Raw genomic sequence first — 17,074 nt, forward strand, 5'->3', positions numbered from 1 at the left:
CGCGCCCCGCCGGCAAGATCACCCTACTTTCCGCCGGGCGCGGCGGGTGCGTCAAGCGACTATGGCGGGCCGGCCGTCGGGGCGGTGCGGGGTGGCGGTGCGGCGTGGCGGCGTGGTGGTGCGGGGTGGCTTCGGGTCAGGCGGGCGAGCCCCAGGCCGTTTCCAGCCCGTCGAGCCAGGCGGGCGGCAGTTCGGCGGCGTCCCACTCGTCGCGCAGCGCCGGCGACGACGTGATGATGCGTTCCAGCACGGCGATGCTGGTGGGGGAGTGGAGCAGGCCGTAGCGGCCGTGGATCGCGATGGCGCTGCCGGGGCCGTACTCCGCGTACAGCCGCTCCAGGCGTGCGCGGTGGGCCGAGGCGAACTGCGACAGCCGTCCCGGGTATCCGGCGCGCTGCCGGGGGCTCATCGTGCGCAGAACGGTGCGGAGCACCTGCTCGGACACCTCGGGATCGAGGTCGGAGACCGTGGTGAACGACAGGTAGAGCGGCAGCACGGCCACCTTCACCCGTTCCAGCTCCATCCGTCCGACGGGGGAACGGGGATCCAGGGAGCCTTCCGACCGGTCGGCGCCGAGCGCGTCCTGAAGGGCCCGCTCGGCGATGCCGCCGAGCTCGTCGCTGACGGCGCGGGCGCCGTCGAGCCAGCCGGACGCGTAGAGTCCGCCCTGCTCCGCGGGGGCGCCCACTCCGCTCCCGCGGATCGCCGCGTGTGCGGCGGCGAGCGCGCCGGCCTCGACGAGCTCGATCAGCTCCTCCGCGTCACCGGCGTAGACCCCCGCCCGGGCGAGGAGCTGGACGAGGGTCGTCTTCGCGTTGTCGACGCTGACAGCGTCCAGCTGCTGCAGGCCTTCGCCGACGGGATCCACAGGTCCTCCTCGCTCACAGGGGCTTCGGAGGAGAGCCTACGCAGGCCCGGGAGTGAGCTCAGCTCTGCGTCGGGGTCAGGACGACGAAGTCCGCCTTCGACGGGTCGAGGCAGACCGCCAGCCGGCCGACGCCCTCGGCGTCCTGCGGCCCCATCTGCACGGTGCCGCCGTTCGCCGTGACCGCGGCGACCGCGGCGTCGCAGTCCGGGACGGCGAAGACCGGGTGCCAGTACGGCCGCCCGCCGGCCAGGGCGAGCTGCTCCACGGGCAGCTGCATGAGACCGCCGTGCATCCGCGCCTCGGGCAGCCCCGCGGGGGTGATGAGGGTGTACGCGCCCCCGCCGCCCGGCATCGCCATCTCACTGAACTGCCAGCCGAAGACCCCGCCGTAGAACTCCTTGGCGGCCGCGGCGTCGCTCGTGTACAGCTCGGTCCAGGACAGGGAGCCCGGCGCGTCCACGAGCTCGACCCCCGTGTTCGTGCCCGGCTGCCAGACGGCGAACTGGCCCCCCAGCGGGTCGCTGAACTGCGCCATCCGGCCCCACTCGTCGAGGTCGCGCGGCGCGACCCGCACCGTGCCGCCGGCGCTTTCGACGGCCCGGGTCGTGGCGTCCGCGTCGGCGACGCTGTAGTAGATCATCCAGGCCGAACGGGCGCCCTCCTCGGTGAGCTTTCCGAGCCCGGCGACGATCTTGCCGTCCTTCCGGAACATCCCGCCCTCCACCTCCTCCCCGTCGCCCATGGGCTCGTACTCCCACCCGAGCACGGCGCCGTAGAAGTCCGCGGCGGCCCGGACGTCGGGAGCGCCGAGGTCGAGCCAGCAGGGGGAGCCGGGGACGAAGTCGGTGGTGATCATGGAGGTGCCCTTGCCCTTTCGTAGACCTCTTCGTGGACCTCGTACGAGCTCAGCCTGGCACGGGGCACCGACACCCGCCCTTCCGCCGCGCGGGCGCGCCACCGCCCGGTGGACGGGGCGGTCCCCCGCGGCACAGCCCGCCGGGCAGGCCGGTCACCGGGGTTTTCGACCGCCCGCACCCCATTCGGCCGAAACCCGCCCTCACCCGGGCAGGCCGGTCATAGCCTCGGGCCATGACCACGACCCATGGCACGACGTACGAGTTCCGCACCGCCCGCCCCGAGGACACCGGGGCCATCGAGGCCCTCGACGGGTCCTTCACCACCAGCACCGTCTTCGAAGTGGCCGTGACCGACGACGGCTTCGCCCTCCGCGAGGTCCCGGTGGACCCGCCGCTGGTCAAGGTGTTCCCCGAGGACGACGCAGACGACGACGGCGACGACCCCGACGGCGAGGACGACGCCGACAGCCGTACGTTCGTGGCCGTCGGCGCCGACGGCGGGCTCGCCGGCTTCGCCGCCGTCTCCTACTCCCCGTGGAACCGCCGGCTGACCATCGAGGACATCGAGGTCGCCCCCGGCCACCGGGGCCGGGGCGTCGGCCGCTCGCTGATGGGGCACGCCGTGGACTTCGCCCGCGAGCGGGGCGCCGGGCACATCTGGTTGGAAGTGACCAACGTCAACGCCCCGGCCATCCACGCCTACCGGCGGCTGGGCTTCGCCTTCTGCGGGCTGGACACCGCCCTCTACCAGGGCACCGAATCCGAGGGCGAGCACGCGCTCTACATGAGCATGCCCTGCCCCTGAGCCGCCAGCAGACGGCCCGTGGCGGGGCCGCCGCCACCGCCCGGCGCGACCGTGACGGTCAGCAGCCAGGCGGCGGCCCCGTCCGGCCCCGCGGCCGGCGCGTACCACTCCACGCGTGCGTCCAGCAGCTGGTTCCCGACCTCCCGGCATGCGGCGTACCAGGTCCGGAAGGGCTCGGTCCGCCAGACCGTCAGGGGCACCGCCCGCTCGCCGCCGCTGCGCACGGAGCCCGGTCCGACCGCGCGCAGGGCGGCCCCGGCCGCACCCGTCAGCGTCCGCTCCACCGGCACCCCCAGGGCGTCGGCGAAGTGGAGCAGGTACGCCATGCGTTCGGCCTCCGGCGGCGCCCCGAGCACGGCGCGGCCCGAGTCGCACCACGAGCCCCACTTGATGTTGGACACCAGGCCCGGCAGCCGGGCCATGTCGCGCGGGATCCAGAACAGGATCACGTCGGAGCGGCGCATGGCGTCCTCCTCCCACGCGATCTGGTCCGCGTACGCCGGGTAGCCGCCGCCGGATACCGGTTCGGGCAGGAACACCACCAGCCGCCCGGCACCGGACCACGCGGACCGCAGCGCGGCGACGGCGTCCGGCCGCCACGACGGCTCGGCGGGGTCGGTGGGGGTCGGGCCGCACAGGTACACGGCCGCCGCCCAGGACTCCGGCGGCTCCTGGCCGACATGGACGACCTCGACCTCGGCCTCGACGTCGGCCTTGGCCTCGGAGGCGATGGCGGGCTGGGACTCAAGGGACACGGGACACTCCGGGGTCGGTCGGGGCCAGGGTGGCGAGGAAGTCCAGCAGGACGGTGTTGAAGGCCTCGGGCCGTTCCAGGAACCCGAGGTGGCCGGTGTCCGGCAGCTCCGCGTAGCGGGCGCCGGGGATCGCCGCGGCGACCTCCCGGCTCAGCGGGGCGGGCGCCAGCACGTCGTCGGCGAATCCCACGACCAGTACGGGCACGGCGATCCGGCCGTAGTCGGCCAGCCGGTCGGGTACCGGCGGACCCGGCCGGTACGCGGCGGACCCGCCGGTCAGCGCGGCCATTTCGAACAAGTCGAGCCATTCCGCGGCCGCGCCCTCGTCGGCCAGCGTCCGGGGCGAGAGGTTCTGCACCAGGCGGACGAAGGCCTCGTACTCCGGTGGCAGCCTGGTACCCGCTCCGGCAGCGGCGGCCTCGGCGCGCGCCAGGGCCTCGCCCACCGCGTCGGACCGGCCGCGGGTCGCCGTGAGCAGCGCCCCGCTCGCCCGGTGCGGATCGGTCAGGAGCAGCTCCTGGACGGCGAGGGCGCCGAGGGAGTGGCCGACCAGGGGGCAGGGCGGCAGTTCGAGCGTCGTCAGCAACTCCGCCAGCACGGCGGCGAGTTCCGCGGCTCCCGTCGGCGCCGGTCCGCAAGCCGCCGATCCGGCCGGCGCAGGGCCGTGGTCGAAGGTGACCACCCGTCGGCCCGCCGCGGTCAGCGCGGGCACCTGGTGGTGCTCCCAGATCCGTCCGGTGCCGCCCGCACCCGCGACCAGCACCACCGGCTGTCCCCCGGTCCCGTGCAGGGTGTACGCCGTCCCGCCGGGCGTGCGTCCCGTCGTCCGGGCGGAGCGCGCCGCGTGCGCCGGACCCGGCTCCGGGCCGGTGCCCGGGCCGCTCACGGCGCCATCCTGCGCAGCGCCGTCCGCACCCATGCGGGGCGACCGGTGTCCAGGCCCCGCAGCGCCACGTGCACCCACAGGAAGGAGGCGCGGGCCAGGATGTGCGCCCGCATGCCGTCGCGTACCTCGCCGCCCGCCGCCCGGTAGGCGTCGAGGAGCCCGTCGAGGACGGCGGGGCCGCCGGCGTACAGCATGTCGACGAAGTCGGCGGCGGGATCGCCGACATCGGCGTTCGCCCAGTCCAGCAGGCCGGACAGGACCGGCGGACCGGACCGCGGGCGCACCACGAGGGTGTGCCCGGGGTGCACGTCGCCGTGGATGAGCCCCAGCCGGCCGGGCCACAGCCGGTCGTCGTCCAGCCAGGTCTGCCAGCGGTGCAACCCGGCGGCGGGGAGCGGGAGTTCGGCGCGGGCCCGGGCGAGCCGGCCCGCGATCCGCGCGCGTACGGCGCCGGGGTCCGACTGCGCCCGGCCCGCCAGTGCGGGGGAGCCGCCCAGCGGGGTCGTGTGCACCGCGACCAGGGCCCGGGCGAGGGGCTCCAGGTAGTGGCCGGCGTGGGCCAGCGGGTCCATGGACCAGCCGTACACCAGGGTGTCGGGGTCCTCGGTGCCCGCCGGCTCACCGGCCAGGCGGGGGTAGGCGACCAGGTCCGGGGTGTCCAGGCGCCAGTGGGGCACCGGCACGGGCATCCGGTCGCGTACGGCGGCCAGCACCGCGCCTTCGAGGACCAGTTGACCGGAGGCCTCCGGCCGGCGCGGCTGCCGCAGGATCCACCAGGTGCCGTCCGTGTCCCGGACGTGCGTGACCCGGAAGTCCCAGCCGCTCTCGTCGGCGCGGGCGGTCGCCGGGTCGAGGACCACGCCCAGCCGCCGCGAGGCGTACGCGGCGAGGCCGACGGGACCGGCGGGGGCACCGGCCCCCGCCACGGCTTCGGCACCGGCACCCGGCGGGGCGAGGGCACCGACGTCCGGCACGGCACCGGCACCTGCCACGGCTTCGGCACCGGCACCCGCCCCGGCGCTCATCGGCCCGCCCCGATGGTCGTGGCCAGGTACCGGTCCCGGGTGGCGTTGCGGTCCACCTTGCCGGTGTGGGTGCGGGCCAGCTCCGCGACCGGCACCAGCAGGCTGGGCACCAGCTGCGGGGCCGCCGTCGCCTCCAGCCGGGCGCGCACGCCCGCCGCCACCTCGCCGGGGTCGTGACCCGTCAGTGGTACGAAGAAGGCGGCCAGCGTGCTGTGTTCCGCCCGGTCCACCCGGGCCGCCGCCACCTCCAGCACCCCCGCGCAGCTGCCGACCAGGCCCTCCACCTCGACCAGGTCCACCCGGTGGCCGCGGATCTTGACCTGGTGGTCGGAGCGGCCCCGGAACACCAGGGCGCCCCCGGGCGCCACGGAGACCAGGTCCCCGGTGCGGTACCAGCGCCTTCCCCCGTCCTCGGTGAACCTGGCCGCCGTCGCCTCCGGGGCGCCGTGGTAGCCCAGGGCCAGCCCGGGCCCGGACACGTACAGCTCACCGGTGCCGTCACCCGTGGCCTCACCCGTGCCCTCGACGCGCTGGCCGACGTGCGGCAGCGGCAGCCCGATGGGCAGGTCGCCGCCGGTCTCCGGCAGTTCGGGCGCACCCGGCCCGGCCAGCTGCACGGCATGGGTGACCAGCGCCGTCTCGGTGGACCCGTACGTGTTGAGCAGCCGCACCCCGTCGGTGCCGAGCCGCCGCCAGCGCTCCAGCATGTCGGCGCGCACCGCCTCGCCGCCGATCACGACCGTGCGCAGGGACGGCGGGAGTCCGGCGCCCTGCCGCAGCAGGTCGCCGGCCAGACTGTGCCAGAAGCCGGTGGGCAGCACCGCGACGGTGACCTCCTGCTCCTCGGCGACCTGGGCGAACCCCTCGCGCGCCGCGTCGTCCACGACGAGGGTGGCGCCTCCGGTCAGGGCCGGCAGGATCTCCTCCAGGCTCGTGTCGCCGCCGGCGCCGTGGAAGTGCAGCACGGTGGCGTCCGGGCCGATGCCGTACAGGGTGCGCAGCGGCGGCACCACGGCGGCCAGGGCCCGGTGCGGCACCACGACCCCCTTGGGCTCGCCGGTGGAGCCCGAGGTGAACAGCACGTACGCCGGGTCCTCGGGCCGTACCCCGCGGTCCGGGAGCGCCGCGGCCGCGGGGGGCGCCGCGGGCGCGGTCGTCCAGCGCGGGCGGATCACCCGCGCGACCGCCGGCTGCCATCCGGTGTCCGCGGTCGCCACGGCCTCGCGGACACCGAGCCGGGTCAGCACCGTCTTCAGCCGGGCCTCGGGGTGACCGGCCTCCAGGGGGACGTACGCGCGCCCCGCCGCGAGTACGCCCATGAGCGCGGCGACGTCACGGGCCGAGTGGTGCACGACGACCCCGACCGGCGGCTGGGGCCGCTCCGTGCGCGGCGCGACCGCAGCGGCCACCTCCGACACCCAGGCGGCGAGGGTGCCGTAGCCGACCACGAGGCCGTTGTCGACCACGGCCGGGCGGGCCGGATCCGTACGCGCCGTCTCGAAGAACGGTTCCAGGAAATGGATTCCGGAGGACTGCATTGTGAATTTCCTCGTCCTGATGGAATATGGGCGGGTGCGTATTGTTGTGGAACACGATCTGAAAATACCCATGCGCGATGGCGCCTTATTGAGTGCCGATCTCTACCGGCCGGATACCGGCAATCCGGTGCCGGTACTGGTGCGCCGGACGCCCTACGGGAAATCCGGCAGCCCGGGCGGCGCCTCCGTCGACGGCCTGCGACTCGTCCGCTCCGGGTACGCCCTGCTGGTGCAGGACGTGCGCGGCCGGTTCGGTTCCGACGGCGCCTTCGAGCCGTACTGGCACGAGGCGGCGGACGGCGCGGACACGGTCGCCTGGGCGGTGCAGCAGCCGTGGTGCGACGGCTCGGCCGGCATGTTCGGCCGCTCGTACGAGGCGATGGCCGCCCTGCTCGCCGCGGCCGAACGCCCGCCAGGCCTGGGCGCGATCGCCCCGCACGTGGCGGGATCGGGCTTCGACGAGGGCTGGACCCGCCAGGGCGGCGCCTTCCAGCTGGGCTTCGTCCTGTACTGGGTGCTCTACGACCTGCTGCTGGAGGGGGCCGGGCTGACCGGGTCCGACCTGGACGAGGTGGCCCGTGCCGTCGACCGGATCGACGACCTCTACCGCGACCCGGACTCCGCCGCGGACCTGCTGGACCGGCTGGCCCCGTACTACCGGCAGTGGCGCGAGCACCCGGGCGGCCACCCGTACTGGCGGCGCGCCGCACCGCGGGAGTCGTATCCGCGGATCGAGGTCCCCGTGCTCCACCTCACCGGCTGGTACGACATTTTCCTCGCCGGCGCCCTGGAGAATTACCGGGGAATTCGCGCATGCGGGACCCCGTCGCGCCTGGTGGTCGGTCCGTGGTCCCATTGCGTCACCGGTGGGATATTCCCGCAGCGCCGTTACGGGCTGGCCGCCGATGAACGCAGTATCGATGTCACCGGTCTCCACCTCGACCATTTCGACCGGTATCTGCGGCGCCGCGCCGGCGACCCGGACACCGCCCCGGACACCGCCCCGGACACCGATCCGGTACGGCTCTTCCTCACCGGGGCCGACGCATGGCGCTCCTTCCCCGACTGGCCCGTCCCCGCCGCCGAGGACCTCGTCCTGCACCTGGACGGCCGCCGCCTGACGCCCGGCCCCGCCCCGCGCGCCCCCGGCGCCGACCGGCTCCGCCACGACCCGGCCGACCCCGTGCCCACGACCGGCGGCGCCACCGCCCTGCCCGGCCAGTTCACCGGCGGCGACTGCGGTCCGCTGGACCAGCGCGAGGTCGAACGGCGCGCCGACGTGCTGTGCTTCACCGGCGAGCCGCTCACGGCGCCGCTGACCGTCGTCGGCGACACCGCCCTGACGGTGTACGTGACCCCGGACGCCGCGGGCGCCGACGTGACGGGCAAGCTCGTCGACGTGTACCCCGACGGCCGGGCCGAGCTGCTGTGCGACGGCGTGCGCCGGCTGGCGCCGGGGGCGGACATGCCGTCCGCCCCCGGCGAGCCGGTCGAGGTCGCCGTCGCGCTGGGCGCGGTCGGCCACGTGTTCCGCGTGGGCCACCGCATCCGGGTGGAGGTTGCGGCGAGCAACGCGCCGCGCTTCGACGTCCACCCGCCCGTCCTCGCGCACCACACCGTCCACCACGGCGGCGACCATCCCTCACGCCTGCTGCTGCCGCGCCTGTCCGGCGGCTGACGGGGCGGCAGAGGCGGCAGAGGCGGCAGAGGCGGCAGAGGTGGCAGAGGTGGCAGGGGTGGCCGGGCCGGCGGCGTCCGGGTGGAAGACCGACAGGTCGGCCACCTTCTCGATCCGCCGGCCCGCCTCCCAGTGCGCCCGCCGCAGCCGGCGCAGCTGGGCGCCGGTCAGCTTGGTGCTGTGCTGCGGGATCGACCGCACCATCCGCGCCCGTTTGGCCGAGACGGGGTAGCGGTCGCGCACCTTGTACGGGTCGTTGAGCAGGTGGTGGGCCGTGCCCGTGTGGAACGCCGCCTTCAGCAGCGCGTAGTAGGCCGCCGCCCCCACGCCCTTGTCCCGGGCGCAGTGCACCAGCGTCCGCGACGCCTCGAACAGCCGCCACACCACCGGCACCGCCGGAGTGGTGAACACCCCGGTCTCCTGGGCGATGCCCTCGCCGACGCCGTAGCGGAAGTAGCTGCGCATGTTGGCGAAGCCGTGCTGGGCGTCGTGGAAGATCCGGGCCTCCGGCAGGTACACCACGGGGATGCCCGCCAGCTGGAGCCGGAAGTCGAACTCGCGGTCCTCGCACCAGTGGATCAGCTCGTCGAAGTGGTAGCCGCCGATGTGCTCGACGATGTCACGGTTGTAGATCAGCGGCGGGGACAGTGCGCTGATGTAGTCGCCCTCGTCGAACTCCCGTACGCGGGCGGTGAGTTTGCTCAGGACCCCGTCCGACTCCCCGTACACCACCTGCCCCTTGACCACCGGCTCGGTGAGCACCGCGCGGACCATCGCGCGGACCACCCCGGGGGCGAAGGTGCAGTCGGAGTCCATCAGCAGCAGGTACTGCCGGTCCGTGGCGGCGGCCCCCGCGTTGTAGGCGGCGCCCAGGTTGCCGACGTCCTCGATCTCGGTGACGGTCAGCGGGCGGGGGTGCTCGGCGATCAGTTTCAGCACCGCGTCGCTGGGTCCGTTGAGCGCCAGGACGATCTCGACGTCCTCGTCGATCGACGCGATGCAGTCGGCGATCCGCAGGTCGTCGCGCAGGGCGATCACCACGCTGGTCCGGGCGATGCCCTTGTCGACCGCCGCCTCGTCCACCAGGTCGGTGGCCATGTCAGTCCTCCTCGTCGAGCTCGTGTGCGTACGGTGTGCCCGCCGCGCGGGCGCGGTCACGTGGTCCCGGCCTTCAACCGCAGGGGCAGGGCGCGCAGGGCCTTCAACCGCAGGGGCAGGGCGCGCAGGGTGCGTTCGGCGATGGCCTCGGCCTCCGCCGGCAGCGCGGCGTGGGCGATCACCCCGGCCAGTACGTCGGCGCCGCCGCGGTAGGACGGCAGTACGGTGCCCGGCTTCAGGTCCAGGCCCCAGAAGACGTCGTGCACCCCGGTCCGGCGGGCGACGTCCCGCGGGTCGCCGACCCACTCGACCACGCCGCCGTCCGCCGGGACGAACCGCTGGACCACGGCCCTGCTGTGCCGCGGCGCCAGTTCGGCCGGCTCCAGGGGCCGGCCCAGGGCCAGCCGGACCACGTTGGGCAACGGGTCCACCCCCGTCGCCAGCCGCATCACCTCGGTCGCGATCCGGGCACCGGTCAGCCGGCAGGTGATCTCCAGCAGGATCACCCGGCCGTCGTGCGTGCGCAGGATGTCGGTGTTGATCACCGCCGGGTCCAGGCGCAGGGCGCGCGCGCCGCGCCGCACCGTGTCGGTGACCTCCTCGATCTGCTCGGCGGTCAGCCGGCTGGGCAGGGTGTCGCCGCCCTCGAAGAAGTGCGGGGCGAACTCCTCCTTGCGCCCGTACTCCCGGTCGGCGAACCCGAAGCGGTGCAGCTCGCCGTCGACCATGAAGGCCGCCAGGGTGTGCTCGGTGCCCTCCAGGAACTCCTCGACCACGATCCGCCCGCCGGGGCTGAGCCGCAGCGCCTCCTGGGCCAGCGGGCGCACCTGCCCGGCCGACTCCACCTTCAGCACGCCCAGCGACCCGGTCTGGTCGCTGGGCTTGATGACCGCCGGCAGGCCGATGTCGGCGACCGCCCGCACCGCCTCGCCGACGCTCTCGGCGGTGGCGAACCGGGGCAGGTCGAGCCCGGCCGCGCGCAGGATCCGCAGGCGCCGGTCCTTGAGCGTGCAGTCGAGGGCCGTCTCCAGCGGCAGCCCCGGACAGCCGAAGCGCCGCGCGAGCGTGCTGATCACCGGCGGGTTGTCGGCGCCCAGGGAGAACACGCCGTCGATCCGGTCGATGCCGGCCGCCGACAGCTCCGCGAGCACCGCCACGGCGTCGTTCGGGTCGCACACCAGCAGGACGTCCGCGGCCGCCCGGGCCCGGTCGGTCGGCTGGTCGGTGACCACCACCAGTTCGCGCCGGGCCGAACGCAGTTCGGTCAGGGAACGATCCATCCCGGAGCCGAGTCCGCAGACCAGCAGGCGGTCAGTCACGGCCGCCTCCTGCCGGACCGGCGGCGGGCGCGGCGCCCAGGCTCAGCACCTGGAACACCTCCGCGTGACCCGAGCCCGCCGAGACCGCGCCGCGGTAGCGGGCCAGGCCGCGGATGCCCTCGTCCCAGGCGGCGTGCCGCAGCTGGGACACGTACGCGCGCATCGCCTCGACCTTGGTCTCGATCTGCCCGCCGATGTCCTCGGCGTACTGGAAGCGCGCCATCGGCGCCCACACCTCGTAGCCGAGCACCAGCCGGGGCGCGGGCATCGGCCGGCCGCCCGTCTCCTGGAAGAACTCCGACTGCGCCATCCACAGTGCCTCGACGGTGAGCTGGTGCACCATGCGGTGCTCGACGTCGTCGTCGTTGTCGTGCGGCAGGTACACCACCTGCGGCCGTACCTCGCGCAGGACCCGGACCAGGTCCAGATGGACCCGGCGGGTCAGGGCGAAGTCCCGCGAGGGCTCCTCGAAGCGGATGCAGCGGTGCACGCCCAGGGCCTTCGCGGCGGCCTCCGTCTCGGCGGCGAACTCGGCGTCGCTGACGGCGTCGTCCAGGGCGCTGCGCTCGCGGCCGATGACGATGACCACCGTCACCCGGGCACCGTCCCGCACGTGCTTGGCGATGGACCCGCCGCAGCCGATGACGTCGTCGTCGGGATGCGGCGCGACCACCAGGACGTCGGTCACCCCGGTCACCCCGGTCATGCGCCGGCCCCCGGGAGCTCCCCGGCCCAGCGCGCCCACTGCCCGGTCAGCGCGACACCCTCGGCGAACGGGGTGCGCGCCGTGAAGCCCAGGACCCGGCGGGCCTTGTCGTAGCCGGCGCGGGCGGTCGAGCGGTACAGCTCCAGCTCCCAGTCCGCCACCGGCTCCCCAGCGGGCACCGTCGAAGGACCGCCCAGGCCGCGCAGCGCGCGGACCGCGTCGAAGAAGGCGCCCCAGCCCAGCTCCTCGGGGTGGCCGACGAGGAACCGCTCGCCGGCGGCGGCCGCGGTGTCCACGGCCCGGAGCACGGCGTCGGCCAGGTCGTCGACGTACACGGCGTTGCACACGCCGCCGTCGCCGCCCGCCGGAAGCTGCGCGAAGTCGCCCTCGGCGCGCAGGAGTTGCGCGGTCGTCCACTGGCCGCCCCACGGGCCGTACACCACGCCCGGCTGGAGCACCACCGTCTCCAGGCCGTCGCCGTGCGCGTCCAGGACCAGCCGCTCCGCGGCGAGCTTCTGCTGCTCGTACTCGCGGTCGGCGGGGTCGGCCGGCCGGGCGGGGGAGTCCTCGGTCAGGGCGCCGGTGACGGCCGGGTCGTAGACGTCGATCGTGCTCAGGTGCACCACGCGGCGGACCCCGGCGGCGCGCGCCGCGGCCAGCACGTTCGCGGTGCCCTCGACGGAGGCGGCCCAGCGGCCCGCCTCGTCGCCCGAGCTGCCGAACGCGCAGTGGACGACGGTGTCGCAGCCCTCGAACGCCGCGCGGAGCGTGGCGGGGTCCAGCAGGTCGCCCTGGCGGAACTCCAGCCGGTCCTGCGGCAGGACGGACAGCCGCGCCGCCCGGCCGAAGCCGCGGACCACGGGCCGGACCCGGGCCCCGGTGCCGAGGACCAGCCGCTCGACGAGCCGGCCGCCGATGAACCCGCTCGCGCCGGTGACCGCCACGGTGCGGCCGGCGAGCACGGGGCCGTCGCCGGCCGCGGCGTCGCCGGCGCGCGTGGTCCACGGCTGCGCGGACCGCTCGTGGGCGGGGCCGCCGTAGCACTCCTGGATCAGCTCGACGACGCGTACGCCGTCCAGCGGGGTGGAGTGGACGGGAGCGGCGCCGCGCACGGCGGCGGCGAAGTTGCCGAGCTGCTCGGTGAACAGCAGCTCCCACTCGCCCTGGGCCGGGGCGACGGCGTCCACGTCGCCGCGGTGCAGCTCCACCCCGTCCGCGGTGACCAGGGTGCACTCACCGGCCGGGAAGTCGGTACCGATCGTGACGGTCGCCCGGGTACCGGTGACCGTGCAGCTGATACCGAGGTCGCGCAGCCGGCTGAAGTCGCAGTGCACGTCGGTGGCACCGAAGCGCAGGTGGGCGGTGGCGTCGGTCTCCACGCCGCCGAGGGAGTTGTCCTCGTAGCGGACCACCTCCACGTCGGGACCGAGCCACCACAGCAGGGTGTCGAAGACGTGGGAGGCGGTGTCGGTGAGCACACCGCCGCCGGCGAGCCGCCGGTCGAACATCGACCAGGAGACCGGCTCGTGGGCGTAGGGGTGGCCCTCCGACCAGTCGACCCGCACCACCTCGCCGAGCTCGCCGCCGTCGATGAGCCGCTTGACCCAGGCGTAGGCGGGGAAGAGCCGCCGCGGATGGGCCATGGCCAGCACCGGCGCGCCCTCGGCCGCGGCGGCGGCCTCCAGGCCCTTGGCGTCCGCGACCGAGGTGGTCATCGGCTTCTCCAGCAGGACGTGCTTGCCGGCCGCCAGCAGCGCCTGCACGATCGGCGCGTGCAGGGTGTGCGGGGCCACGACCACGGCGGCGTCGAACGCATCGGCGGCCTCGGCCGGATCGGTGGCGAGCACCACCCGGTCGGCGTCGGTGCCGCCCAGTTCCCGGTAGAGGGCGAGGGCGGCCTCGGCCTGGCGCGGGTCACGGTCGATGAGCGCGGTCAGCTGCACGTCGCCCTTGAGCGGGGGCAGGGCGGGCAGATGGCAGCCGCGGGCGGCGGCACCGCACCCGACGATCGCGAGGCGTACGGGAGGCATGGTTCACTCCAGGGTTCGTCGAAAGGGGGATGGCGCGGGGCGGGGCCGGGGCCGGGCACGCGGCCCCGGCCCCGGCTCCGGTTCACGGCGTGGGGAGTCCGGCGGGGTGGTGGACCCACACGTTGGGCTCGGCGTACGTGCCGTAGCCGTCCTCGGTGACGCGCAGCGGCACCAGGGCGCCGGGCAGGGGGTGCTCGCCCGGGCCCGGCAGCGGGTGACCGAGGAACTCCTCCCAGCGGGCGACCGGCTGACGGATCACCAGGGAGCGGTCCGCGATGCCCAGTTGCCGGGCGCCCAGCTCCAGATGGGTGCGCAGCCACGGGTCGAAGCAGCGCCCGTCGGGCCGGCGCCACGCGGCGTACTCGCCGATCGGGATCAGCGGGTAGCGGGGCTTGCGGGTGGGCCGTACCGGGATGACCACCCCGCGGGGCGCGTCCTCGGCGGCCCGCCGCCGGACCTCGGCCAGCAGCCGCTCGGCGTGTCCGGCCGCCCGGTGACCGGGATCGACGGACACCGACAGCATGCACACGGCGTCCGCGCGGTCCGGCGGGCCGTGGTCGACGGCCTCCACCAGGACCTCGTCACTGCCGGACGGCAGCGACGCGGCACGGCCGTCCCAGCGGACCGGCAGCCCGTTGGCCGCCGCGACCAGGCGCCCGTCCCCGTCCACCAGGCACAGCTGGTGGGCGGGGTAGCGGTCGTACATGCCGTGCCAGCGCCAGTTCCCTGGGGACTCCCAGCTCATGAACGCGGGCATGTTGGCGCCGATCAGGGCGTCCACCTCGGGCCGCAGCCACGGGTCCCGGGACAGGTCGGTCAGGGTCAGGGACACCGGCGGGTCAGCCCAGCAGCCGGGTGCCGGCCGTGGCCCGCATCTCGCGGGAGCGCCGCAGGTCGGACGTCACGCACACCCGCTTCAGCCAGCGGTCGGTGCCGTCGTAGCGGGCCTGGAACGGCAGCCGGCCGTGCACCGCGCGGTGGTTGTCGATGAACAGCACGTCGCCCTGGTCCGCGACGACCTCCCGCATCCCGGCGTCCACCACCTTGAACAGCGCGTCGTAGGCCCGCCGGGCGTCGGTGTCGTCCTCCGGCACGGAGGTGAAGTACGGGTCGAGGCGCATGTACGGGTCCAGGCGCGAGCCGTAGAGCAGCGGGCCGAGCGGCCGCTCGTCGATCATCCGCTGGATGGTGGCGAACCGGGCCGCCTCCTCCTCGGAGGCGATCGTGTTGTTCTTCGGCAGGTGCGACTCGTCGGGGGCGATGTGGAAACGCGGCTCGAAGAGGATGTCGATGTCCTCGGCGGACAGCGAGGACAGGTCCAGCTCACCGACCGTCGTGGGTACGTGGTCGGGGTTGCGCAGCGCGCCGAGGACCAGGTAGTCGCTGCGGTAGGGGTGGAAGGCGTCCTCGGTGTGCCAGGTCAGCAGCTCCTTGCTGCCCATCCCGAGCTGGTCGTGCTCGTGCGCCTGGATCGGGAAGATGTCGTGCACGAGGTGGCCGTCCTGCTGCGTGGCCCACCCGAAGGGCTCGCCGAGCAGGGCGGAGTACAGCATCAGCAGCAGTTCCTCGGGGAACTCCGGGCCGGGCCGGCCGCGGCCGCGCCAGTGGGCGGGGGTGGCGCCGATGCGCTGCTGGTCGAAGTCGTGCCCGCGGATCACGGTGTGGCCGTGGCGGTCGGCCAGCTTGAACTCGCGCAGGAAGTTCTGCACGCCCTCGGGCAGCCGGGCCGCGAGCCGCGGCAGGTCGCGCAGCAGGACGGGGTCGCCGAAGGACGGGTAGGAGGCGGCCAGTTCGAGACTGAGCTCCGCCACGGCGGAGGCCTCGTCGGCCGTCAGGGTGTAGCTGGGCGTGGACTGGTCGGTGAGGTTCGACATGCCAACTCTCGCTGAGTGGTCGGGGATGGTTGCTGCCCGCGGACGGCCGGAGCGGGGCGCGGGCCCTCGGGTGGTGCGGTGACGCGAGGCGCAGTGGTGCGCCGCACGGTGGTCAGGTGACGCGAGGCGCGGTGGTGCGCGACGCGGTGGTGCGGATGCGGCGATGCGCGGCGCGGTGCTGCGCGACGCGGTGGTCAGGGCCGGGCGGTCGCGCGCTCGGCGACCGCTTCCGCGAGCAGCCGGGGCGTCGGGGACGCGAAGAGGGCGCTCGCCCGCAGCCCGGCGGCGGCGGGATGGGACTCGCGCAGCCGCGCCAACAGGCGCATGGCGAGCAGCGACTGGCCGCCGTGGTCGAAGAAGTTGTCGTCGGGGCCGAGCCCCGGGTCGCCCAGGACCTCGCGGAAGAGGGCCAGCACACTGTCCAGCGGCTCCCCCGGGGAGGGCTCCACGGCGCCGTGCGGCAACGGCGACGGCACCGGGGCCTGGGCCTGGGCCGATGTCCGGCCCGCGGCGGCCGCCCACGTGGCCAGCCGCCGCTTGTCGACCTTGCCGTGCGGGTTCTTCGGCAGGACGGACACCCGGTACAGCACCCGGGGCACCGCCCAGTCCGGCAGCTGTGCCTCCAGCGGCGCCACCAGTGCGTCCCGGTCGGCGCCCGTCAGCCGTACGGCCTCGCCGGGCAGCGGCGCGGCGGCCTGCTCGGCCGGCACGGTGAACGCCCACAGGACGGTGCCGGTCTCCGGGTCGGGGAAGACCACCGCCTGGTCGACCCCGGCCACCTCGCACAGGGCGCGCTCCACCCGGGCCGGCTCCAGCCGGTGCCCGCGGATCTTGACCTGGTCGTCCACCCGGCCGAGGAAGACCAGCTGTCCGTCGGCGTCGATCCGCCCCAGGTCACCCGTGACGTACAGGCGTGCGCCGGGGTCGGCGGCCCAGGGGTCGGGCACGAAGCGGCGGGCGGTGGCGGCCTCGTCGTCGAGGAAGCCGCGGGCCAGCAGCGGACCGCCGATGTGGATCTCCCCGGTCTCGCCGTCCGGCACCGGGCGGCCGTCCCGCCGGATGCTGATCTCCACGTCGCGCAGGGGCGTGCCGAGCGGCACCTCCGCGGCGCCGGACGGCAGCAGTCCGGTGTAGAAGGTGGAGCTGACGGTGCATTCGGTGAGTCCGTACACGTGGGCCAGGCCGGCCGGCTGCCGGGCCTGCCACGCCCGGTAGGGCCGCGGGTCCATCCGCTCGCCGCCCACCACCACCGTGCGCAGTTCCGCCGGCGTGGTCGTGCCGCCGGCGTCGAGCCAGCGGGCGTACTCCAGCCAGTACTGGGTGGAGAGTTCGACCACGGTGGTCCGGCTCCGGGCCAGGCTGATGTGCAGCTCCTCGGCGTCCAGGGCCCGGGTGTCCTCGCGGCACACCACGGCCGCGCCGGCGGCGAACGCCGGGAAGACCTCCTCGATGAGCACGTCGAAGCCCAGGGACGCCACCTGCAGCCAGCGGTCGCGCGACGTCAGCCCCAGCCGGGCGGCGACCGCGGCCGCGAACCGGCGCAGTGCGTCCCGCTCGACGACGGTGCCCTTGGGCCGGCCGGTGGAGCCGGAGGTGAACAGCACGTACGCCACGTCGGACCCGCCGGCCCGCGCC

The 17,074-nt window shown here is 75.1% G+C and carries 15 protein-coding genes; 2 read left to right on the forward strand and 13 right to left on the reverse strand.

Annotated elements, in window-relative coordinates; all coding sequences use genetic code 11:
- Positions 1-136: 136 nt before the first annotated feature.
- Complete coding sequence (locus GPJ59_RS01370) at positions 137-868, reverse strand: hypothetical protein (protein WP_219664357.1); 732 nt, start codon at positions 866-868, stop codon at positions 137-139.
- Positions 869-926: 58 nt separating this feature from the next.
- On the reverse strand, positions 927-1,724 hold the full coding sequence (locus GPJ59_RS01375) for a VOC family protein (RefSeq protein ID WP_219664359.1): 798 nt from the start codon (positions 1,722-1,724) through the stop codon (positions 927-929).
- 233 nt (positions 1,725-1,957) lie between these two features.
- Between GPJ59_RS01375 and GPJ59_RS01380 the strand changes: the two genes are divergently transcribed.
- On the forward strand, positions 1,958-2,530 hold the full coding sequence (locus tag GPJ59_RS01380; RefSeq protein ID WP_219664360.1) for a GNAT family N-acetyltransferase: 573 nt from the start codon (positions 1,958-1,960) through the stop codon (positions 2,528-2,530).
- Here GPJ59_RS01380 and GPJ59_RS01385 read toward each other — a convergent pair.
- Genes GPJ59_RS01385 through GPJ59_RS01400 form a run of 4 tightly spaced genes read right to left on the reverse strand, consistent with a single transcriptional unit; the run spans position 2,506 to position 6,734 of the window.
- On the reverse strand, positions 2,506-3,285 hold the full coding sequence (locus GPJ59_RS01385; protein ID WP_308120066.1) for a nucleoside 2-deoxyribosyltransferase domain-containing protein: 780 nt from the start codon (positions 3,283-3,285) through the stop codon (positions 2,506-2,508). The genes GPJ59_RS01380 and GPJ59_RS01385 overlap by 25 nt on opposite strands.
- Positions 3,275-4,171, reverse strand: coding sequence for an alpha/beta fold hydrolase (locus tag GPJ59_RS01390; RefSeq protein WP_308120067.1), 897 nt, complete (start codon positions 4,169-4,171; stop codon positions 3,275-3,277). Before GPJ59_RS01390 ends, GPJ59_RS01385 begins: the two co-directional genes overlap by 11 nt.
- Complete coding sequence (locus GPJ59_RS01395; protein WP_308120068.1) at positions 4,168-5,145, reverse strand: macrolide 2'-phosphotransferase; 978 nt, start codon at positions 5,143-5,145, stop codon at positions 4,168-4,170. The genes GPJ59_RS01390 and GPJ59_RS01395 overlap by 4 nt, the downstream gene beginning before the upstream one ends.
- Positions 5,146-5,192: 47 nt before the next feature.
- On the reverse strand, positions 5,193-6,734 hold the full coding sequence (locus tag GPJ59_RS01400) for an amino acid adenylation domain-containing protein (protein ID WP_219664366.1): 1,542 nt from the start codon (positions 6,732-6,734) through the stop codon (positions 5,193-5,195).
- A 70-nt stretch (positions 6,735-6,804) separates the two neighbouring features.
- Between GPJ59_RS01400 and GPJ59_RS01405 the strand changes: the two genes are divergently transcribed.
- Positions 6,805-8,412 carry a CocE/NonD family hydrolase gene (locus GPJ59_RS01405; protein ID WP_258023678.1) on the forward strand — a complete coding sequence of 536 codons (1,608 nt, stop codon included), beginning with the start codon at positions 6,805-6,807 and terminating at the stop codon, positions 8,410-8,412.
- Here GPJ59_RS01405 and GPJ59_RS01410 read toward each other — a convergent pair.
- From GPJ59_RS01410 to GPJ59_RS38360, 7 genes are all read right to left on the reverse strand, one after another.
- A complete protein-coding gene (locus GPJ59_RS01410; protein ID WP_258023679.1) occupies positions 8,377-9,510 on the reverse strand; it encodes a glycosyltransferase in 1,134 nt (377 codons plus the stop codon). The genes GPJ59_RS01405 and GPJ59_RS01410 overlap by 36 nt on opposite strands.
- 56 nt (positions 9,511-9,566) lie before the next feature.
- Positions 9,567-10,829 (reverse strand): ATP-grasp domain-containing protein, encoded by a 1,263-nt coding sequence (locus GPJ59_RS01415; protein ID WP_219664370.1) that lies wholly within the window; start codon positions 10,827-10,829, stop codon positions 9,567-9,569.
- Entirely contained in the window at positions 10,822-11,535 is a 714-nt protein-coding gene (locus GPJ59_RS01420) for a PIG-L deacetylase family protein (RefSeq protein ID WP_219664371.1), read from the reverse strand. Before GPJ59_RS01420 ends, GPJ59_RS01415 begins: the two co-directional genes overlap by 8 nt.
- Positions 11,532-13,565, reverse strand: coding sequence for an NAD-dependent epimerase/dehydratase family protein (locus GPJ59_RS01425; protein WP_219664376.1), 2,034 nt, complete (start codon positions 13,563-13,565; stop codon positions 11,532-11,534). Before GPJ59_RS01425 ends, GPJ59_RS01420 begins: the two co-directional genes overlap by 4 nt.
- Before the next feature lie 82 nt (positions 13,566-13,647).
- A complete protein-coding gene (locus GPJ59_RS01430) occupies positions 13,648-14,397 on the reverse strand; it encodes a hypothetical protein (protein ID WP_219664378.1) in 750 nt (249 codons plus the stop codon).
- Between the two features lie 7 nt (positions 14,398-14,404).
- Positions 14,405-15,439: an arginine beta-hydroxylase, Fe(II)/alpha-ketoglutarate-dependent gene (gene vioC / locus GPJ59_RS01435; RefSeq protein ID WP_219664380.1), complete on the reverse strand. Its 1,035-nt coding sequence runs from the start codon at positions 15,437-15,439 to the stop codon at positions 14,405-14,407.
- 194 nt (positions 15,440-15,633) lie between these two features.
- A partial coding sequence (locus GPJ59_RS38360) for an AMP-binding protein (RefSeq protein ID WP_219664382.1) occupies positions 15,634-17,074 on the reverse strand: 1,441 nt, incomplete at its 5' end.

The organism is Streptomyces bambusae, assembly GCF_019400985.1.
Classification (GTDB): Bacteria; Actinomycetota; Actinomycetes; order Streptomycetales; family Streptomycetaceae; genus Streptomyces; species Streptomyces bambusae_A.